General features: G+C 67.3%; 19 protein-coding genes. 15 read left to right on the top strand and 4 right to left on the bottom strand.

The annotated features are described in order from the left end of the window. Positions 1–172: 172 nt before the first annotated feature. A complete protein-coding gene (gene rho / locus ACQ4LY_RS16590; RefSeq protein ID WP_431073259.1) occupies positions 173–2,140 on the top strand; it encodes a transcription termination factor Rho in 1,968 nt (655 codons plus the stop codon). Positions 2,141–2,151: 11 nt separating this feature from the next. Next, positions 2,152–3,231: a peptide chain release factor 1 gene (prfA, locus tag ACQ4LY_RS16585; RefSeq protein WP_056308280.1), complete on the top strand. Its 1,080-nt coding sequence runs from the start codon at positions 2,152–2,154 to the stop codon at positions 3,229–3,231. Positions 3,232–3,274: 43 nt separating this feature from the next. On the opposite strand, the gene ACQ4LY_RS16580 is transcribed toward prfA, so the two are convergent. Both ACQ4LY_RS16580 and ACQ4LY_RS16575 read right to left on the bottom strand, forming a co-directional pair. Further along, positions 3,275–3,928, bottom strand: coding sequence for a response regulator (locus ACQ4LY_RS16580; RefSeq protein ID WP_431073258.1), 654 nt, complete (start codon positions 3,926–3,928; stop codon positions 3,275–3,277). Next, the gene (locus tag ACQ4LY_RS16575) at positions 3,925–5,631 is read right to left on the bottom strand and encodes an ATP-binding protein (protein WP_431073257.1); all 1,707 of its coding nucleotides are present in this window, start codon (positions 5,629–5,631) and stop codon (positions 3,925–3,927) included. Before ACQ4LY_RS16575 ends, ACQ4LY_RS16580 begins: the two co-directional genes overlap by 4 nt. A gap of 145 nt (positions 5,632–5,776) precedes the next feature. Between ACQ4LY_RS16575 and ACQ4LY_RS16570 the strand changes: the two genes are divergently transcribed. Together ACQ4LY_RS16570 and ACQ4LY_RS16565 are read left to right on the top strand one after the other, a co-directional pair. Further along, positions 5,777–7,321, top strand: coding sequence for a CitMHS family transporter (locus ACQ4LY_RS16570; protein ID WP_431073256.1), 1,545 nt, complete (start codon positions 5,777–5,779; stop codon positions 7,319–7,321). 124 nt (positions 7,322–7,445) lie between these two features. Continuing rightward, positions 7,446–7,847: a hypothetical protein gene (locus tag ACQ4LY_RS16565; protein WP_431073255.1), complete on the top strand. Its 402-nt coding sequence runs from the start codon at positions 7,446–7,448 to the stop codon at positions 7,845–7,847. Positions 7,848–7,875: 28 nt separating this feature from the next. Here the strand turns inward: ACQ4LY_RS16565 and epsC are convergent, their stop codons facing one another. Continuing rightward, positions 7,876–8,445 (bottom strand): serine O-acetyltransferase EpsC, encoded by a 570-nt coding sequence (gene epsC / locus ACQ4LY_RS16560; protein WP_431073253.1) that lies wholly within the window; start codon positions 8,443–8,445, stop codon positions 7,876–7,878. Positions 8,446–8,453: 8 nt separating this feature from the next. Next, complete coding sequence (gene cysK / locus ACQ4LY_RS16555; protein ID WP_431073252.1) at positions 8,454–9,392, bottom strand: cysteine synthase A; 939 nt, start codon at positions 9,390–9,392, stop codon at positions 8,454–8,456. 99 nt (positions 9,393–9,491) lie between these two features. Here cysK and prmC point away from each other — a divergent pair, with 99 nt between their 5' ends. From prmC to atpD, 11 genes are all read left to right on the top strand, one after another. Then, complete coding sequence (prmC, locus tag ACQ4LY_RS16550) at positions 9,492–10,352, top strand: peptide chain release factor N(5)-glutamine methyltransferase (RefSeq protein WP_431073251.1); 861 nt, start codon at positions 9,492–9,494, stop codon at positions 10,350–10,352. A 47-nt stretch (positions 10,353–10,399) separates the two neighbouring features. Next, positions 10,400–11,107, top strand: a complete 708-nt coding sequence (locus ACQ4LY_RS16545) for an L-threonylcarbamoyladenylate synthase (RefSeq protein WP_431073250.1) — start codon at positions 10,400–10,402, stop codon at positions 11,105–11,107. Continuing rightward, entirely contained in the window at positions 11,104–12,276 is a 1,173-nt protein-coding gene (locus ACQ4LY_RS16540; RefSeq protein ID WP_056308264.1) for an MraY family glycosyltransferase, read from the top strand. The genes ACQ4LY_RS16545 and ACQ4LY_RS16540 overlap by 4 nt, the downstream gene beginning before the upstream one ends. 62 nt (positions 12,277–12,338) lie before the next feature. After that, positions 12,339–12,848 (top strand): hypothetical protein, encoded by a 510-nt coding sequence (locus ACQ4LY_RS16535; RefSeq protein WP_431073248.1) that lies wholly within the window; start codon positions 12,339–12,341, stop codon positions 12,846–12,848. 146 nt (positions 12,849–12,994) lie between these two features. Next, complete coding sequence (gene atpB, locus ACQ4LY_RS16530; RefSeq protein WP_056308260.1) at positions 12,995–13,777, top strand: F0F1 ATP synthase subunit A; 783 nt, start codon at positions 12,995–12,997, stop codon at positions 13,775–13,777. 43 nt (positions 13,778–13,820) lie between these two features. Beyond that, positions 13,821–14,057 carry an ATP synthase F0 subunit C gene (atpE, locus tag ACQ4LY_RS16525; RefSeq protein WP_042541851.1) on the top strand — a complete coding sequence of 79 codons (237 nt, stop codon included), beginning with the start codon at positions 13,821–13,823 and terminating at the stop codon, positions 14,055–14,057. A gap of 27 nt (positions 14,058–14,084) precedes the next feature. Beyond that, on the top strand, positions 14,085–14,639 hold the full coding sequence (locus tag ACQ4LY_RS16520) for a F0F1 ATP synthase subunit B (RefSeq protein WP_056308258.1): 555 nt from the start codon (positions 14,085–14,087) through the stop codon (positions 14,637–14,639). Continuing rightward, positions 14,639–15,427, top strand: a complete 789-nt coding sequence (locus tag ACQ4LY_RS16515) for a F0F1 ATP synthase subunit delta (RefSeq protein WP_431073245.1) — start codon at positions 14,639–14,641, stop codon at positions 15,425–15,427. Before ACQ4LY_RS16520 ends, ACQ4LY_RS16515 begins: the two co-directional genes overlap by 1 nt. A 47-nt stretch (positions 15,428–15,474) precedes the next feature. After that, entirely contained in the window at positions 15,475–17,115 is a 1,641-nt protein-coding gene (atpA, locus tag ACQ4LY_RS16510; protein WP_056509274.1) for a F0F1 ATP synthase subunit alpha, read from the top strand. Between the two features lie 20 nt (positions 17,116–17,135). Next, positions 17,136–18,035, top strand: coding sequence for a F0F1 ATP synthase subunit gamma (locus ACQ4LY_RS16505; protein ID WP_053095762.1), 900 nt, complete (start codon positions 17,136–17,138; stop codon positions 18,033–18,035). A gap of 21 nt (positions 18,036–18,056) precedes the next feature. Beyond that, positions 18,057–19,511 carry a F0F1 ATP synthase subunit beta gene (gene atpD / locus ACQ4LY_RS16500; RefSeq protein ID WP_045255375.1) on the top strand — a complete coding sequence of 485 codons (1,455 nt, stop codon included), beginning with the start codon at positions 18,057–18,059 and terminating at the stop codon, positions 19,509–19,511. The last annotated feature ends 2 nt before the right edge of the window (positions 19,512–19,513 follow it).

The following is a 19,513-nucleotide window of genomic DNA, read 5'->3' as shown; positions in this document are numbered from 1 at the left end:
ACTCTGCAAGACCCGCACGCAAACCCCTGTGGCACTGCTCTCACCGAGAACTCGTTCTTTTCGAGAACCCAGTGCCGAGGCTGGCTGACGCCGAGCGTCAGCCCGTGCGACCGCGCGCAGCACCCGTTGTGCGCGTACCGCTCACGTCTCCGAGACCAAAGAGGGAGTACTCGTGGAGAATTTCTCCGAGACCCAGAACGACCAGGCGGCACCCGCCGCCGCTGCTCCGGCCAAGGCCGCGAGCTCCGACGCCGCGACCACCGCTGCGACCGAAGTCGCCCCGGCCCGCAAGCGTGCACCGCGCCGCGCGACCACCGCGACGGCGTCCGCCAAGGCTGAGAAGGCCGCTGCTGCCGCGGACAGCGCACCCGCGAAGTCCGAGGCGCCCGCGAAGTCCGAGGCGCCCGCGAAGTCCGAGGCGCCCGCCGCCGACGCTCCGGCAGCCGAGGCCGCACCCAAGGCGAAGGCTCCTCGTCGCAGCCGCGCGAAGAAGGCCGACGCCGAGCCCGCCGCCGAGGCACCCGCCGCGGCCGAGTCGTCTGCAGCTCCTGCCGCTGACGCTGCTCCGGCCGGCGATGCGGCTCCTGCCGCCGACTCGTCCGACACGCCTGCGAAGACCACCGGTCGCGGACGACGCACCGCCAAGAAGCCTGCGGCAGACTCCGACGCTCCGGCCGCCGAGAAGCCCGCCGAGTCCGCCCCGGCAGACTCCGCACCCGCCGCCGATTCCTCCTCCGACTCCGCTGACGGCGGCGACGAGCAGGGTGGCCGCGGTCGCAACCGCAACCGCAGCCGCAACCGGGGACGCGGACAGAACGGAAACGGTCAGGCCGGCGAGCAGCAGCAGGCTCAGCAGCCGCAGCAGCAGAACGTCTCCGATGACGAGGGCGGCAACGGCCGCAACCGTCAGCGCAACAAGCGCCGCGGCGGAGCGCCGACCGACGAGTTCGACACCGAGATCGGCGAGGACGACGTCCTGATCCCGATCGCCGGAATCCTCGACGTGCTCGACAACTATGCCTTCGTCCGCACGACCGGCTACCTCGCCGGCCCCAGCGACGTCTACGTCTCGCTCGGACAGGTCAAGAAGTACAACCTGCGCAAGGGCGACGCGATCGTCGGCTCGATCAAGCAGCCTCGCGAGGGCGAGCAGCAGGGCCGTCAGAAGTACAACGCGCTGGTCAAGGTCGACTCGATCAACGGCCTGTCGATCGACGACGCGGCCACCCGCGTCGAGTTCGGCAAGCTCACCCCGCTCTACCCGCAGGAGCGTCTGCGTCTCGAGACGGCTCCCGAGAAGCTGACCCAGCGCATCATCGACCTGGTCGCCCCGATCGGCAAGGGACAGCGCGGCCTCATCGTCGCTCCGCCCAAGGCCGGCAAGACGATCGTCCTGCAGCAGATCGCCAACGCGATCGCGCAGAACAACCCCGAGGTCCACCTCATGGTCGTGCTCGTCGACGAGCGCCCCGAAGAGGTCACCGACATGGAGCGCACCGTCAAGGGCGAGGTCATCGCCTCGACCTTCGACCGTCCGGCAGAAGACCACACCACGGTCGCCGAGCTCGCCATCGAGCGCGCCAAGCGTCTCGTCGAGCTGGGCCGCGACGTCGTCGTGCTGCTCGACTCGATCACCCGCCTCGGCCGTGCGTACAACCTCGCGGCTCCGGCATCCGGACGCGTGCTCTCGGGCGGCGTCGACGCGTCGGCGCTGTACCCGCCCAAGCGCTTCTTCGGCGCCGCGCGCAACATCGAGAACGGCGGATCCCTCACGATCCTCGCCACGGCTCTCGTCGAGACCGGCTCCAAGATGGACGAGGTCATCTTCGAGGAGTTCAAGGGCACCGGCAACAGCGAGCTGCGTCTGTCGCGTCAGCTCGCCGACAAGCGCATCTTCCCGGCCGTCGACGTCAACGCGTCGAGCACCCGCCGCGAAGAGATGCTGCTGTCGACCGATGAGGTCAAGATCACCTGGAAGCTGCGTCGTGCCCTCGCGGGCCTCGACCAGCAGCAGGCTCTCGAGGTCGTCCTGGGCAAGCTCAGGGAGACCCACTCGAACGTCGAGTTCCTGGTGCAGATGCAGAAGTCGATCCCGACGCTCCCCTCGGGCGCGCACGGTCACGACAACAACATCCGCTGAGCGGAGCCACTGTGTTCGAGTCCGTCCAGACTCTGATCGACGAGCATCGCCGGGTGCAGGAGGAACTCTCCGACCCGGCGGTGCACGCCGATGCTGCTCGAGCGAAGCGCGTCAACCGCCGCTACGCCGAGCTGTCCAGGATCGTCGCCGCCCACGAGGCGTGGGTGGCGGCATCCGACGATCTGGACGCGGCACGTGAACTCGCCCGCGAGGACGATGCGTTCGCCGATGAGGTCCCCGGTCTCGAAGAGAGCGTTCAAGCGGCGCAGGAGAAACTCCGGCGCCTGCTGATCCCGCGGGATCCGGACGACGCGCGAGACGTGATCATGGAGATCAAAGCGGGGGAGGGCGGTGCCGAATCGGCGCTGTTCGCCGCTGACCTGCTTCGGATGTACATCCAGTACGCGGCGTCGAAGGGCTGGAAGACCGAGCTCCTCGAGCGCAATGAATCCGATCTCGGCGGGTACAAGGACGTCCAGGTCGCGATCAAGGGATCGTCCACGGATCCCGCTCAGGGCGTCTGGGCCCACCTCAAGTACGAGGGCGGCGTGCACCGGGTGCAGCGTGTGCCCGCGACCGAGTCGCAGGGCCGCATCCACACCTCGACCACCGGCGTGCTGGTGTTCCCCGAGGTGGATGAGCCCGACGAGATCGCGATCAACCAGAACGATCTCAAGATCGACGTCTTCCGCTCTTCGGGGCCTGGCGGTCAGTCGGTGAACACGACAGACTCGGCCGTGCGCATCACGCACCTTGCCAGCGGCATCGTCGTGTCGATGCAGAACGAGAAGTCGCAGCTGCAGAACCGCGAGGCTGCGATGCGCGTGCTGCGTGCACGACTGCTGGCGAAGCAGCAGGAAGAACTGGATGCCGCGGCATCCGACGCGCGCAAGTCGCAGATCCGCGGCATGGACCGCTCCGAGCGCATCCGCACGTACAACTTTCCCGAGAACCGCATCGCCGACCACCGCACCGGATTCAAGGCGTACAACCTCGACCAGGTGATGGACGGCGCGCTCGAGCCGATCATCGAGAGTGCGATTCAGGCGGACGAAGAGGCGCGGCTCGCCGCCGTCGGCTCGGAGTCCTGACCGGAGTCCTGCTCCGCTGCCGAGCGTCGACGCTTGCTCGTCCTCAGATCCGTGCCGCGTAACGATGCTCGGGTCGTCCGGTGGCTCCATAACGCAGCCTCACCTCGACCACGGTCCGCGCAGCGAGCGCGGCGAGATGACGCTGTGCCGTGGCCCGGGATATCCCGACGCGCTCTCCGACCTCTGCCGCCGACGCCTCTCCGTCGCCGAGGGCGGCGAGCACGAGCTGTTCGGTGGCGGAGCGCGAGACCGAGACCGGCTCTCCCGAGCCGTGCAGGATCGCGAGCGCCCGGTCGACGTCGTCCTGCTGCAGAGGACGGTCCCCGGCGAGGAGGTTGCGGTAGCGCACGTACCGGTCGAGCAGTCCGGTGAGTGCGCGTCGGTCGAACGGCTTGAGAAGATACCCCGCGGCGCCCGATCTCATTGCACGACGTACCGTCGGAGCGTCATCGGCCGCCGAGATGAGGATCGCATCGACGCCGGCATCCTGCACGAGTGCGATTCCGTCGCCATCCGGCAGATAGACGTCGGCCAGCAGCAGATCCGGACGCGAGGAGCGGATGCTCTCCCGAGCCTCCGCGACGGATCGCACCGGCTCGAGCGCGATGAAGCCGGGCTGCTCGTCGACGATTCCCCTGTGCAGCTGCCCGACGCGGAAGTCGTCGTCGAGGATGAGGACGCGCACGGGGTCTGTCATGGATTCTCCTTCTGAGCTGTCGTGATGGGGGAGACGGCGCCGCTGATGCGCGCCGCGAACACGGCGCCATGGTGCGCTCCTCCGGGGTCGATGATCCAGAGCTCGCCGCCGCTTCGTCGTGCGATCTCGCGGGCCAGAGGGAGCCCGATGCCGTGACCGTGCACGCCGGTGTCGGCGTCGCCAGGGCCGGTGGCGTCCTCGGAGGTGCTGCTGTTCTCGCGGGTGCGGGCGTCGGAGGAGGGGCGCGGCGACAGAGGGTCGACATCGCCGAGACCCGCTCCCGAGTCCGCCACCGTGACCACGAGCGCATCACCGTCGCCGAGCACGGCGACCTCGACCCAGCGCGGGGACCTCTCTCCGGCGACGGCCGCTGTCACGGCGTTGTCGATCAGATTGCCCAGCACGGCAGCGACGTCCTCCGGCGCTGCCACACTTCCGACCAGTTGTGTCTCGTCTGCGATGCGCAGCGCGACGCCGCGCTCACCCGCCTCGACGCCCTTGGCGCCGAGGAAGGAGTGCAGAAAAGGGTCGCCCAGCAGATCGAGGCCCGTGACGGGGAAGGCGACCGAGCCGCGCTCGACCAGCTCTCCGAGAAAAGCCCGCGCATCCGCTACCCGTTCGGCGTCGATGAGTCCTGCGGCGACGTGCATCCGGTTCGCGAACTCGTGCCGCTGCACGCGGAGCGCAGCGGTCATGGTGCGCACCGTCTCCAGCCGTTCGGTCAGGGCGATGAGGTCGGTGCGATCGCGGACGATCAGCACATCGCCGAGCGCGCGTCCGTCACGCACCACGGGGCGCGAATCGAGGTACAGCACTCGGTCGTCCACGACGGCGCTGGATCGCATCCGATCGCCCGTGACGGTCTCGAGCACTGCAGAAGGGAGCCCGAGCTCCGCGAGAGGGCGGCCGACCGCGGTGTCGAGTCCCAGCATCCGGTCCGCGGCGTCGTTGCTCACCCTGACGATCCCGGCGGTGTCCACGGCGAGCACTCCGTCATCGACGCCGTTCAGCACGGCCGTCTGGTTCTGCACGAGCGCCACGAGCTCCTCGGGTTGGACTCCGAGAGTGAGGCGCTCCCAGCGGCCGCGCAGGACGAGGAATGCGAGAGCGGCCAGCGCCAGAGCTCCGAGCGCGGTGAGCCCGATCACGGCGAGCAGCGGGGGCAGGTCGTCGAAGACCCCTGTTCGTTCGAACCCGACGCTGATCTCGCCGACGGGCGTCCCTGCGTCGTCGCGGACGGGGACCTTCGCCCGCGCGGACTCGCCGAGCGTGCCGGTCTGCCAGTCCACGATCTCGTTCCCTTCGAGGACCTCCTCGAAGGGAGTGCTGACGACTTCGCCGATGCGCGAGCTGATCGGATGGGCGAGGCGGATGCCATCCTCATCCGTGATCACGACGAACAGTGCACCCGTGCGGGCCGACACGCCCATCGCGATGCGCTGCAGATCTCCGTCTCTGAGCGATTCGGCGTCCGGTGCATCGTTCGCGGCAGAGATGAGCGCGACCTCTGCCCGCACCTGCGGATCCTCTGCCAGCGTCCTGGCTATGCCGAGAGCGGTGGACTCGGCCTCGGCGCGCAGCTGCTGGACGGCGACAGCGAGGTACACGCCCGTGCACAGCGCGACCACGAGCGCGACGGTGGCGAGGTGCAGCAGGAGCGTGCGCGTCGCGAAACGCGGTCTGATCGTCGTCGTCCTCGACACGGTGCTCCTTTCGCGCAATATGCGCAGAACCCACGCTACGCGCACAACGTCCGGGAATGCGGGATACCGCACCCGCACACGGCGCATTGCCTAGTCTCGTCAGGATCCGTCGCAGATGACGGTGCGACGACGAAGGAGTCACCGTATGCCCGACATGCTCACCGCCCTGCCCGCGGCCGCAGAAGAGGCACCCACGTACGACGTGGCGTTCGTGCCGCCGGAGTGGGTTCTCGTCCTCCTCGGATTCACCATGGTGCTGGCGTTCATGACGCTGATCATGACGAAGCGCCTGACGCCCATGGTGGCGCTGATCCTGGTACCCACCGTCTTCGGCCTCTTCGCCGGTGCGGGCCTTGGCCTCGGCGACATGATCCTCGACTCGATCGCCACCATGGCGCCGACCGCCGCGCTGCTGATGTTCGCGATCATGTTCTTCGGCATCATGATCGACGTCGGCCTGTTCGACCCGCTCATCCGGATGATCACGCGCCTGCTCGGCGACGACCCCGCGAAGGTCGTGCTCGGCACGGCGATCCTCGCGGGTGCGGTCTCCCTGGACGGAGACGGGTCCACGACGTTCATCATCACGACCTCTGCGATGCTGCCCATCTACCTGCGGCTCGGCATGAGCCCCGTGGTGCTCACCTGCGTGGCCGGACTCATGAACGGCACGCTGAACATCGTGCCGTGGGGTGGCCCGACGGTGCGCGCGGCGACAGCCCTCGGCCTGCAGCCCACGGAGATCTTCGTGCCGATGCTCCCAGCCCTCGGTGTCGGCATCCTCGTGACGCTGGGCTTCGCGTGGATGCTCGGCCTGCAGGAGCGCAGACGGCTCGGACGGCTCGACTCCGACGGGCGGCTCACCGGGGTCGACGGCGGGGCGCTCTCGACGCTTCCCAAGCTCTTCCGCGGCTCCGATGCGACACCGGGCGCCCGTGCCGCGCTGCGCACCGGCAACATCGTCGTGGTGTCCGGTGGGCGCGGCCCCGTCGCCGCTGCGAGCGTCGACCTCGCGGACACCGCGATGGCCGACACGATGCTCGACCCCGCGCGTCCGACACTCCGACCGAAGCTGATCTGGTTCAACCTCGCGCTCACGCTCGCCGTGATGGTGCTGCTGGTGCTCGACATCATGCCGCTCCCGTACGTCTTCATGGTCGGTGCCGCTGTGGCCCTTCTGGTGAACTTCCGCGGGATCAAGGATCAGGCGTCCGAGATCGTCGCTCACGCGCCGAGCATCGTGGGGGTCGTGTCGATGGTGATCGCCGCCGGCGTGCTGGTCGGGGTCCTGTCGGGCACCGGGATGGTCGATGCCATGGCTACCTGGATCACCGACGTGCTCCCGCCGGCGCTCGGACCGTTCCTCGCGCCCATCACGGGGCTCCTGTCGATCCCGTTCACGTTCTTCATGTCGAACGACGCGTTCTATTTCGGCATCCTCCCTGTGCTGTCCCAGAGCGCCGCCGCGTTCGGCATCGACCCTGTCGAGATGGCGCGCGCGTCGATCATCGGACAGCCTGTGCACCTGCAGAGTCCGCTCGTGCCGGCGATCCTGCTGCTCGTCTCGCTCGCGAGCGTCAACCTCGGCGATCACCACCGCAAGGTGCTGTGGCGTGCGACGGTCGTATCGCTCGTCATGCTGGGCGTCGGCATCCTGTCCGGGGCCATCCCCTTCTTCGTGGCGCAGTGACGCGAGACCGTGGGGAGCCGGTGTGCGCCGGCTCCCCACGGTCGTGCTCGGGCGCACTTCTCGCACTTGTCACGATCACACTGCTTTTCCCTGCTGCTCCGTGTGGTGGCGCTAGGCTCGGGCCGTGATCACGTTCCTCTTCCGCGCGCTCCTGTACGTCGTGTCCGCAGGTCTCGGCCTCATCGTCGCCGATCTCGTGCTCGACGGCTTCCAGATCCAGTGGGACAAGTGGTGGGGCTTCGTCATCTGCATCCTGATCTTCGCGATCGTGCAGAGCGTGCTCGCTCCCTGGGTCAGCAAGATCGCCGACCGTTATGCGCCGGTGCTGATGGGCGGCATCGGGATCGTGTCGACTCTGATCGCCCTGGTGGTCGTCGTGCTGCTGCCGGTCGGCGGCCTGCGCATCGTCGATCTCACCGGCTGGCTGCTCGGAGCCGTGATCGTATGGCTCATCACGGCGCTCGGCAGCGTGCTGCTGCCGCTGATCTTCCTGCGCAAGAAGGTCGAGAAGTCGCGGGCGCGCTGAGGCATCCGGACAGGAGCCGGAGGGACTCTCAGATGGAGTAGTCGGGCGCCGTGAGCATCGCCTTGGTGTCTTCGCCGAGGACGCGTGCCCGTGCTTTCGCCGGGATCCCGACCAGGATGCTGTCTGCGGGTGCGTCGCGGGTGACCACGGCGTTCGCGCCGACCACAGAGCCCTCGCCGATCGTGATCGGTCCGAGGATCTTCGCTCCCGCACCCACGGCGACGCCGTCGCCGAGAGTCGGATGCCGTTTGCCGGAGTCCCTGGTGCGTCCTCCGAGCGTGACCCCGTGGTACAGCATCACGTCATCGCCGACCTCGGCGGTCTCTCCGATGACCACGCCCATGCCGTGATCGATGAAGAACCGCCGCCCGATCTGCGCACCGGGGTGGATCTCGATGCCCGTCAGCCAGCGCGAGACCTGCGATGTCGCACGTGCCAGCAGACGGAGACGCCGGCGCCAGAGAGCATGAGAGACGCGATGCGCCCAGATGGCGTGCAGCCCGGGGTAGAGGAGTGCCACCTCTGCTGCGCTGCGAGCGGCGGGGTCGCGAAGTCGAGCTGCCGCGATGTCCTCGCGCATTCGGCCGATCATGCCCATCGGACGGATCAGGATTCGCGCAGGTGCTCGTACAGAGCGGTCGAGAGGTAGCGCTCACCGAACGAGGGGATGATGACGACGATGGTCTTCCCAGCGGCCTCCGGGCGCCCCGCGACCTGCAGAGCGGCCCAGATCGCGGCACCGCTCGACATGCCCACGAGGATGCCCTCACGGCTCGCCGTCTCTCGTGCGACCCGGATGGCATCGTCGAAGGTGACGTCGATGACCTCATCGAGGACGTCACGGTCGAGGATGGGCGGCACGAAGTTCGGTCCGATGCCCTGAATCTTGTGCGGTCCGGGGTGTCCCTCGGTCAGGATGGGGGAGTCCTTGGGCTCGACGGCGACGATCTGTACGCCGGGGACGCGCTCCTTCAGCACCTGGCCGACGCCGGTGATGGTTCCGCCGGTGCCGATGCCCGCGACGAGGTAGTCGACGGAGCCCTCGGTGTCGCGGAGGATCTCCTCGGCTGTGGTCCGGCGGTGGATGGCGGGGTTCGCCTCATTGGCGAACTGCTTCGCCAGCACGGCACCCGGCGTCCGGGCGGCGATGGACTCAGCCTCGGAGATCGCGTGCGTCATGCCCTTCGTCGGGTCGGTGAGGACGAGCTCGGCGCCGAAAGCCTTGAGGAGCATGCGCCGCTCCTTCGACATCGACGCGGGCATCGTGAGGATCACCTTGTAGCCGCGCGCCGCACCGACCATCGCCAGTGCGATACCGGTGTTGCCGCTCGTCGCCTCGACGATCGTGCCCCCGGGCTTCAGCTCGCCGGATGCCTCAGCAGCGTCGACGATCGCGATGCCGAGCCGGTCCTTGACGCTCGACGCCGGATTGTAGAACTCGAGCTTGGCGAGCACGGTCGCGCCGAGACCCTCTGTGACCCGGTTCAGGCGAACCAGGGGAGTGTTGCCGAACGCGCTGGTGATGTCGGAATGGATACCGGGCATGGGGAGCCTTCCTGTGCGGGGTGACTGCGGCTCCAGCCTAGGCGAGCACTCCCGGGGGTCGGGCAATATGACACCTTCCCGCGCTCTACGCTTGTGCTCATGCCTGATATCTCCCTCGCATCCGCGGTGCACGCCGCCGCCCGACGACTCGGGGAGGCCGGCGTCTCGGATCCGCTCGTCGATGCGGAACTCCTGGCGGGGCACGTCCTCGGCGCGCGGCGCGGCGAGGTGCAGGCTGCCGTGATCAGGGGCGACACGATCCCCGACGATGCTGCGGCCGCCTTCGACGCGCTCGTCGCTCGCCGCTCCGCGAGAGAGCCGCTGCAGCACATCACCGGGACGGCACCGTTCCGGCACCTCGAGCTCGCGGTCGGACCCGGCGTGTTCGTCCCCCGGCCCGAGACCGAGACCGTCGTGCAGTACGCCATCGACGCCCTTCTGGGGTCGCCGTCACCCGAGCCCATCGGCGTCGACCTCGGCACCGGGAGCGGAGCCATCGCCCTGGCCATGGCCACTGAGGTTCCCCACTCCCGGATCTTCGCGGCGGAGCTGTCTCCCGATGCCTATCCGTGGGCGGCGCGCAACACCGCAGGGATCGACAACCTGACCCTCGTCAACGAGGACCTCGCCCACGCCTTCGGCGATCTCGACGGCACGGCGTCCGTCGTCATCTCCAACCCTCCGTACGTGCCGGACGCAGCGGTGCCCCGCGACCCCGAGGTGCGACTGTACGACCCCTCGATGGCTCTGTACGGAGGAGAGGACGGACTCGACATCGTGCGTGTCCTCAGCGTCCGCGCCCTCGAGCTTCTGCATCCGGGCGGACTGCTCGTCATCGAGCACGGGGAACTGCAGGGGGAGGAGATCCGCAGCATCCTCACCCGCGACGGATGGCGTGCAGCGGCGACGCATCGCGACCTGACCCTGCGCGATCGGGCCACGACCGCTCTGCGCCCCTGAAAGCGGACACGAACCGCCCAGGCATCCCCAACTAGAATCGGATCGTCATGTCCTCCATCTTCGATTGCGGCGACGAGTCCCAGCTCCTCGCCGGCATGCGCCACGCCCGCCAGGCCATAGCCCGCGGCGAACTCATCGTGATGCCCACCGACACCGTCTACGGCGTCGCCGCCGATGCCTTCTCGCCCGCCGCGGTGCAGCGACTCCTCGATGCGAAGGGCCGAGGTCGCGACCAGCCGCCGCCCGTCCTCGTCGGCACCAAGGAGACCCTGCATGCGCTCGCGGAGTCGGTGCCGGAGCCCGTGCAGCGACTCGTCGACGCGTTCTGGCCCGGTGGCCTGACGATCGTGCTGCCGGCGCAGCCGTCGCTCGTCTGGGACCTGGGGGAGACCCAGGGCACCGTCGCCGTGCGCATGCCCGAAGGGCGTGTCGCGCTCGAACTGCTCGCCGAGACCGGTCCGCTCGCGGTGTCGAGCGCGAACCTCACCGGTCGCGATGCGGCCATCTCGGCGTTCGATGCCGAGCGGATGCTCGGTGACAGCGTCTCCGTCTACCTCGCCGACGGCGTGAGCCGCGACGGCATCGCCTCGACCATCGTCGACGCCACCTCTCTCGTTCCTCGTGGGGCCGAGCCGGCGACGGGCGGAGTGCGCATCCTCCGCGCCGGCGCTGTCAGCCGTGAACGGCTCGAGGAGGTGCTCGGCGACCTGCTCGAGCCCGCTGAGGAGCCTGCGGAATCGGACGGGGATTCGTGAAGCAGTATCTCTTCACGATCATCCTGACCGCAGCCATCACGTTCGCGCTGACCTGGGCGGTCTGGCGGCTGAGCCTGCGGTTCAAGCTCTACCCGAGCATCCGCGAGCGGGACGTGCACACCACGCCGACCCCGCGTCTGGGTGGGGTCGCCATCTTCCTCGGAATCGCGGCGGCGATCGGAGTGTCTGCGGCGAACCCGTTCTTCGCGAACATGTGGATGCCTCCCCAGACCATGTGGTCGATCCTCGCCGCGTCGCTGCTGATCGCGATCATCGGCGTGGTCGACGACCTCTGGGATCTCGACTGGATGATCAAGCTCGGCGCGCAGTTCCTCGCCGCGGGAATCATCACGGTGGGTGGCGGGCTGCAGATCCTGTCGCTGCCTTTCGGCGACCTGATCGTGTTCTCCAGCTGGCTGAGCATCACGATCACGATGTTCGCGATCGTCATCGTGATGAACGCGGTCAACTTCATCGACGGCCTCGACGGTCTCGTCGCCGGGGTGTGCCTGATCGCGAACGGCGTGTTCTTCGCGTACTCCTACATCCTGACCCGTGACACCGGTGCCTCCAGCTACTTCAACCTCGCCTCCTTCCTCGCGGCGGTCCTGATCGGCGCGTGCCTCGGATTCCTGCCGTTCAACTGGAGCCCGGCGAAGCTGTTCATGGGAGACTCCGGCGCTCTGGTCCTCGGATTGCTGATGGCCACCTCCGCGATCGCGGTGACCGGTCAGCTCGAGCCGTCAGCGCTCGACCCGGAGCGCCTCGGCCGCTCCCAGCTCCTCGGAGCCTTCATCCCGATCCTGCTGCCGCTGCTGGTCGTGCTGCTGCCGCTCCTCGACTTCGGCCTTGCTGTGCTCCGCCGTATGAACGCCGGCAAGTCGCCGTTCTCTCCCGATCGCAAGCACCTGCACCACCGCATGCTCGATCTCGGTCACCGCGATCGCGATGCCGTACTGATCTTCTACGCCTGGACGGCTGTGATCTCCCTCGCCGTCCTCCTCATGTACGTGGGCGCCCGTGAGGACTGGCCCGGCCAGTACATCCCCGGCGTCGCCTTCGGAGTCATCGGCATCGCCGCGTGCCTCGTCATCACCCTGAATCCTCTGCGCCGACGGAAGTCCGCGGCGTCTGCTGAGCCCGACCCGACACCCGTGGAGTCCCCGTGAGCCCGAGCCCCGTTTCCAGCAATCCGATCTTGCGGAGGACTCTGCTCTGGTCCGCGTTCTCGATGGTGGTCCTCGCGCTCGTGGCCGGCGGCATCGGCTTTCTCGTCGACGGGGTGGAGGGGCTCGTGAGCGGCCTGCTCGGGGTCGTGCTCGCCATGCTGTTCCTCGGGATCACGGCGCTGAGCATCCTGATCGCCAACCGCTGGTTCGGCGACCCGCTCTACGTGCAGCTGTTCTTCGCGATCGTCCTGGGCGGCTGGCTGCTCAAGCTCGGTCTGTTCGTGGTGATCATGATCGTTCTGAGCGGTCAGCCGTGGGTCAGCCCGATGGTGTTCTTCCTCTCGATCGTCACGGGCGTCGTGGCGACGCTGATCATCGATGTGATCGTCATCACGAAGATGCGACTGCCGAACGTGAGCGACGCGTCTCTGCCCACGCAGGCGCCGACCGACCATGCCCCGGGTGTGCAGCTGCCGACCGTCGTGCCCGAGGATCGTGCCCCAGGACGCCACGACCTGATCCCCGAGTCCCGCGACGAAGACGGGTCGGCAGAAGACGCCCCGCGGTCTTAGGACACCCTCAGATTCTGATAGTGTTATGACGTGCCCGCCGCTCGTTCGCGAGCGCTTGCGCTTGAAGCACACCGACCATCGTCGCCCCGGTTCTGACCGGTGCCCCGAAGCTGGAGCCCGCGCTGTTCAATCTTGCTGCGACCCTGATGCCCAAACTCGCCACTGATGGCGAGTTCCACGGACCTTCGATCGACGAGTTCTTCCCGGAGATCCTCTTCACTGTGGCGGGTATCCCCGTCCATCGAATCCACCTCGTCCAGTTCATCGCGGTGGTCGCCGTCGTGCTGATCCTGGTTCTCGGAACCCGCCGGATGAAGATCGTCCCCGGCCGCTTCCAGAGCGTCGTCGAGATGGGGCTGGACTTCGTCCGTTCCAACATCGCGCACGACCTCCTCGGGCGCAAGGACGGAAACCGATTCCTGCCGATCCTGACCACGATCTTCTTCATGGTGCTGTTCATGAACATCACGGGAATCATCCCGTTCCTGAACATCGCCGGAACGAGCATCGCCGCCGTGCCGCTGACGCTCGCACTGGTGAGCTACATCACCTTCATCTACGCGGGTATCAAGAAGAGCCCGCTGGGCTTCTTCAAGAACGCGCTGTTCCCGGCGGGCGTGCCCTGGCCGGTCTACATCATCGTGACGCCGATCGAGTTCCTCTCGACCTTCATCATCCGGCCCGTCACGCTGATGCTCCGACTGCTGATGAACATGGTCGTCGGTCACATGCTCCTGGTGCTGTGCTTCGCGGCCACCCAGTTCTTCTTCTTCACCGCAGGTGGCGGCTGGGCCGCCCTCGGTGTCGGAACCCTCGCCTTCGGCGGTGCCTTCACTCTCTTCGAGATTCTGGTCGCCGTCCTCCAGGCATACGTCTTCACCGTCCTCACCGCGGTCTACATCCAGCTCGCGGTCGCAGAAGAGCACTGAGCGGGTCGGCAACTGCCGTCCCACCCAACGAAAGGAAAAACCCGTGGACGCTACTACGGTTCTCGCAGACATCAACGGTCACCTCGCTTCGGTCGGCTACGGCCTCGCCGCAATCGGCCCGGCCATCGGTGTGGGCATCGTCGTCGGCAAGACCATCGAGGGTGTCGCTCGTCAGCCCGAGCTGGCCGGCCGCCTCCAGGTCCTCATGTGGATCGGTATCGCCTTCACCGAGGCGCTTGCATTCGTCGGCATCGCCGTCGGATTCATCCCCTTCCCGTAATCTCTACCGACTTCTGAAGGAGACAGGATGCTGAACGCTCTTGTCACGAACCTCGCAGCAGAGGGTGAAACACACAACCCGCTGATCCCTGCGTGGTACGACATCATCTGGTCGGGCCTGTGGTTCCTCGTCATCCTCGTCGTCGTGTGGAAGGTCGCCCTTCCGAAGTTCACGGCGATGCTCGACAAGCGGTCCGCCGCCATCGAGGGCAACATCGCCAAGGCCGACGAGGCCCAGAAGCAGGCTGAGGCCGCTCTCGAGGAGTACACCCGGCAGCTCGCCGAGGCGCGCACCGAGGCCGGAGAGATCCGCGAGGCCGCCCGCGAGGACGGCAAGAAGATCGTGGCCGAGGCCAAGGACACCGCGTCGAGCGAGGCAGCCCGCATCACGGCGACCGCGCACACGCAGATCGAGGCAGAGCGTCAGACCGCTCTCGTGTCGCTGCGCAGCGAGGTGGGCTCGCTCGCCATCGACCTCGCCGGTGGCGTGGTCGGCGAGACGCTCTCGGACGATGCTCGCGCGACGGCGGTCGTAGACCGCTTCCTCGCCGACCTCGAAGCATCCGAGAAGGCGGCTCAGTAATGGGCAGCGCGACCACTCAGGCACTCGCGGCATCCACTCAGTCGCTTGCCGCAGCGAAGGACGTCACTCTCGACTCGGCCAGGGAGCTGTTCGCAGCTGCCAGGACCGTCGCGGAGTCGTCTCAGCTGAGCGGCGCGCTCACCGATCCCTCGGCTCCGGCAGAGGCGCGACAGAACGTCGTGTCGGCGGTCTTCGGCGGATTCTCCCAGGACGTGCAGAACGTCCTGAAGACCGTCGTCGCTCAGCGCTGGTCCTCCACGTCGCAGCTCGTCGACGGCGTCGAGGAACTGGCCATCCGTGCCGCGGCGATCTCCAGTCCCCAGGCCGACATCGGGGGAGAGCTGTTCGGCTTCTCCCGGGTCATCGCCGCGAACGCGGATCTCGAGCTCGCGCTCGGAACCCGCCTCGGGGGAGAGGACGCCAAGGGTGCTCTCGTCGAGAGGCTCCTGGCCGGGGGCGTCAGTGACGCCGCCGCGCTGATCGTCTCGTCGCTGGTCCGCCAGCCGCGTGAACGTCGCATCCGGCAGATGCTGTCGCGGGCGACGCGCATCGTCGCGGACCAGGGTGACCGGGTGGTGGCGACGGTGCATACCGCCAAGCCGCTGACCGACGCACAGCGCACCCGCCTGAGCGCCGCACTCTCGAGCCGCTACGACGGCAACGTATCCCTCAACGAGGTCTTCGACCCCGCCGTCGTCGGAGGCCTGCGCGTGCAGATCGCCGATGATGTCATCGACGGCAGCATCTCCGCTCGACTCGCCGACCTTCGCCAGAAGCTCGCGGGCTAACACGACTTCGCGCGGGGAACCGCGCACCCAGATACAAAGGGAAGACAATGGCAGAACTATCGATCAGCCCCGACGTCATCCGTGACGCGCTGAAGGACTTCGCCGCCGCCTACGAGCCCACCGGGGCAGCGGCGACCGAGGTCGGCACCGTCATCGACGCAGCGGATGGAATCGCGCACGTCGAGGGCCTGCCCGGCGTCATGGCCAACGAGCTCGTGGCCTTCGCGAACGGCACCAAGGGCCTCGCGCTGAGCCTCGACCAGGACCAGATCGGTGTGGTCGTCCTCGGCGACTTCACCGGTGTCGAAGCAGGACAGGAAGTCACCCGCACGGGTGAGGTCCTCTCCGTGCCCGTAGGCGACGGCTACCTGGGTCGCGTCGTCGACCCGCTCGGAAACCCGATCGACGGCCTCGGCTCGATCGCTACCGAAGGCTCGCGTGAGCTCGAGCTGCAGGCGCCCGGCGTCATGCAGCGCAAGTCGGTGCACGAGCCCATGCAGACCGGTATCAAGGCGATCGACGCCATGATCCCCGTCGGCCGCGGCCAGCGTCAGCTGATCATCGGCGACCGCCAGACCGGCAAGACCGCGATCGCGATCGACACGATCATCAACCAGAAGGACAACTGGGAGTCGGGCGACGTCAACAAGCAGGTGCGCTGCATCTACGTCGCCATCGGCCAGAAGGGCTCGACCATCGCCTCGGTGAAGGGCGCGCTCGAAGAGGCCGGCGCCCTGGAGTACACCACGATCGTGGCAGCTCCCGCCTCCGACCCCGCCGGCTTCAAGTACCTGGCTCCCTACACCGGTTCGGCCATCGGTCAGCACTGGATGTACGGCGGCAAGCACGTCCTGATCATCTTCGACGACCTGTCCAAGCAGGCAGAGGCCTACCGCGCCGTTTCGCTGCTGCTGCGTCGTCCGCCGGGCCGCGAGGCCTACCCGGGTGACGTCTTCTACCTGCACTCCCGTCTGCTGGAGCGTTGCGCGAAGCTGTCCGACGAGCTCGGCGCAGGGTCGATGACCGGTCTTCCGATCATCGAGACCAAGGCGAACGACGTCTCGGCGTACATCCCGACCAACGTGATCTCGATCACCGACGGCCAGATCTTCCTGCAGTCCGACCTCTTCAACGCCAACCAGCGTCCTGCGGTCGACGTCGGTATCTCGGTGTCGCGAGTCGGTGGTGACGCTCAGGTCAAGTCGATCAAGAAGGTCTCCGGAACGCTCAAGCTCGAGCTCGCTCAGTACCGCTCGCTCGAGGCCTTCGCGATGTTCGCGTCCGACCTCGACCAGGCGTCGCGTCGCCAGCTCTCGCGTGGTGCGCGTCTGACGGAGCTGCTCAAGCAGCCGCAGTACTCGCCGTACCCCGTCGAGGAGCAGGTCGTCTCGATCTGGGCCGGAACCAAGGGCAAGCTCGACACGATCGAGGTCTCGGACGTGCTGCGCTTCGAGCGCGAGCTGCTCGACTACCTCCGTCGCAACACGAAGGTCCTCGACACCCTGCGCGAGACCAACGTCCTGGACGACGACACGGTGGCTGAGCTCGAGAAGCACACCGACGCTTTCCTCCTGGAGTTCCAGGGTGGCAAGGGGCAGGCCATCGGCGCTCCCGGTCACGAGGAGCACGCTGCAGCCGAGGCTGAGGACGTCAACCAGGAGAAGATCGTCAAGGGTCGTCGCGCGTAATCGCGTGAGGAACTGATTTCATGGGCGCTCAACTCAGGGTCTACAAGCAGAAGATCTCTTCTGCTCAGACGACCAAGAAGATCACGAAGGCGATGGAACTCATCGCGGCTTCGCGCATCCAGAAGGCGATGGCACGCGTCAAGGCGTCCAGCCCCTTCGCGCGAGCCGTGACGAGGGCCGTGTCCGCCGTCGCGACGCACTCGAACGTCGACCACCCGCTCACCCGCGAGCCCGAGACGATCCGCCGCTCCGCGGTCGTGATCTTCTCGTCGGACCGCGGTCTTGCCGGAGCCTTCAACTCGCAGATCCTCCGTGAGGGTCTCGAGGTGGCGGAGCTCCTGCGCGGGCAGGGCAAGGAGCCGGTGTTCTACCTCGTCGGTCGCAAGGCCGTCGGCTACTTCCAGTTCCGTCGTATCGCGGCGGCCGCGGAGTGGACCGGCGACACCGACACCCCGTCGTTCCACACGGCGGAGGAGATCTCGGCCACGCTGCTCGAGGACTTCTCCCGCGGTGCGGACGAGGGCGGCGTCGACGAGATCCACCTCGTGTACAACCGCTTCGTCAGCATGATGACGCAGTCGCCGGAATCCGTGCGCCTGCTTCCGCTGGAGATCGCGGAAGCCGATGACTCGGAAGCGGGAAGCGCCGTCTACCCGCTGTACGAGTTCGAGCCGGATGCCGAGACAGTCCTCGACGCGATCCTGCCGGTGTACATCCAGAGCCGCGTCTTCAACGCTCTCCTGCAGTCGTCTGCTGCCAAGCAGGCTGCGACGCAGAAGGCGATGAAGTCGGCCAGCGACAACGCCGACAAGCTCATCACCGACTACACCCGCCTGCGCAACAACGCGCGTCAGGCGGAGATCACGCAGCAGATCGCGGAGATCGTCGGCGGCGCCGACGCACTCTCGTCGAGCAAATAGACCATCAGGAAAGAGACGAAAATGACCACCACCGCCACGGCTGACCAGCCGGCGACCGCGGTCGTCGGGCGCGTCGCACGCGTCAACGGTCCGGTTGTCGACATCGAGTTCCCGCACGACTCGATCCCCGACATCTACAACGCGCTGAAGACCACGATCACGATCGGCGACGAGTCCGTCGAGATCACGCTCGAGGTCGCTCAGCACCTCGGCGACGACCTCGTTCGCGCCATCGCCCTGAAGCCGACCGACGGCATCGTCCGCGGCCAGGAGGTGCGCGACTCCGGTGAGGCCATCTCGGTCCCCGTCGGCGACGTCACCAAGGGCAAGGTCTTCAACGTGATCGGCGAGGTCCTGAACCTCGAGCCCGGCGAGACGATCGAAGTCACCGAGCGCTGGCCTATCCACCGCAAGGCTCCGAACTTCGACCAGCTCGAGTCGAAGACCACCATGTTCGAGACCGGCATCAAGTCGATCGACCTCCTGACGCCGTACGTGCTCGGTGGAAAGATCGGTCTGTTCGGTGGCGCCGGTGTCGGAAAGACCGTCCTCATCCAGGAGATGATCCAGCGCGTGGCGCAGGACCACGGTGGTGTGTCGGTGTTCGCCGGTGTCGGTGAGCGCACTCGTGAGGGCAACGACCTCATTCACGAGATGGAAGAGGCGGGTGTCTTCGACAAGACGGCCCTCGTGTTCGGCCAGATGGACGAGCCGCCGGGAACGCGTCTGCGCGTCGCCCTCTCGGCTCTGACGATGGCGGAGTACTTCCGTGACGTGCAGAAGCAGGACGTGCTGCTCTTCATCGACAACATCTTCCGCTTCACGCAGGCCGGTTCCGAGGTCTCCACGCTGCTGGGCCGCATGCCCTCCGCCGTGGGTTACCAGCCGAACCTCGCCGACGAGATGGGCCTCCTCCAGGAGCGCATCACCTCGACCCGTGGCCACTCGATCACCTCGCTGCAGGCGATCTACGTGCCCGCCGATGACTACACCGACCCGGCCCCGGCGACGACGTTCGCCCACCTCGACGCCACCACGGAGCTCTCGCGTGAGATCGCGTCGAAGGGTCTGTACCCGGCCATCGACCCGCTGACCTCGACGTCGCGCATCATGGACCCCCGCTACTTGGGCGAGGACCACTACCGCGTCGCCACCACGGTCAAGCAGATCCTCCAGAAGAACAAGGAACTGCAGGAGATCATCGCCATCCTCGGTGTCGACGAGCTCTCCGAAGAGGACAAGATCGTCGTGTCGCGTGCACGTCGCATCCAGCAGTTCCTCTCGCAGAACACCTACATGGCAAAGAAGTTCACGGGTGTCGAGGGTTCGACCGTCCCGCTCAAGGAGACCATCGAGTCCTTCGATGCGATCACGCGCGGTGACTTCGACCACGTTGCCGAGCAGGCATTCTTCAACGTCGGTGGCATCTCCGACGTCGAAGAGCAGTGGGCGAAGATCCAGAAGGAGAACGGCTGACC

Origin of the sequence: Microbacterium phyllosphaerae (assembly GCF_050628115.1) — a bacterium.
Classification (GTDB): Bacteria; Actinomycetota; Actinomycetes; order Actinomycetales; family Microbacteriaceae; genus Microbacterium; species Microbacterium phyllosphaerae_A.
Note: the sequence above shows the minus strand (reverse complement) of the source record. Positions and strands in the feature narration are given on the sequence as shown.

Coding starts and splice junctions, on each gene's coding strand:
- cysK (WP_431073252.1), bottom strand. CDS start 9,392: ATGCCCGGTATCCATTCCGACATCACCAGCGCGTTCGGCAACACTCCC.
- atpB (WP_056308260.1), top strand. CDS start 12,995: ATGCCCAAACTCGCCACTGATGGCGAGTTCCACGGACCTTCGATCGAC.
- ACQ4LY_RS16570 (WP_431073256.1), top strand. CDS start 5,777: ATGCCCGACATGCTCACCGCCCTGCCCGCGGCCGCAGAAGAGGCACCC.
- ACQ4LY_RS16580 (WP_431073258.1), bottom strand. CDS start 3,928: ATGACAGACCCCGTGCGCGTCCTCATCCTCGACGACGACTTCCGCGTC.
- ACQ4LY_RS16515 (WP_431073245.1), top strand. CDS start 14,639: ATGGGCAGCGCGACCACTCAGGCACTCGCGGCATCCACTCAGTCGCTT.
- ACQ4LY_RS16535 (WP_431073248.1), top strand. CDS start 12,339: ATGGTGGTCCTCGCGCTCGTGGCCGGCGGCATCGGCTTTCTCGTCGAC.
- prmC (WP_431073251.1), top strand. CDS start 9,492: ATGCCTGATATCTCCCTCGCATCCGCGGTGCACGCCGCCGCCCGACGA.
- atpD (WP_045255375.1), top strand. CDS start 18,057: ATGACCACCACCGCCACGGCTGACCAGCCGGCGACCGCGGTCGTCGGG.
- ACQ4LY_RS16545 (WP_431073250.1), top strand. CDS start 10,400: ATGTCCTCCATCTTCGATTGCGGCGACGAGTCCCAGCTCCTCGCCGGC.
- atpA (WP_056509274.1), top strand. CDS start 15,475: ATGGCAGAACTATCGATCAGCCCCGACGTCATCCGTGACGCGCTGAAG.
- ACQ4LY_RS16520 (WP_056308258.1), top strand. CDS start 14,085: ATGCTGAACGCTCTTGTCACGAACCTCGCAGCAGAGGGTGAAACACAC.
- epsC (WP_431073253.1), bottom strand. CDS start 8,445: ATGGGCATGATCGGCCGAATGCGCGAGGACATCGCGGCAGCTCGACTT.
- ACQ4LY_RS16505 (WP_053095762.1), top strand. CDS start 17,136: ATGGGCGCTCAACTCAGGGTCTACAAGCAGAAGATCTCTTCTGCTCAG.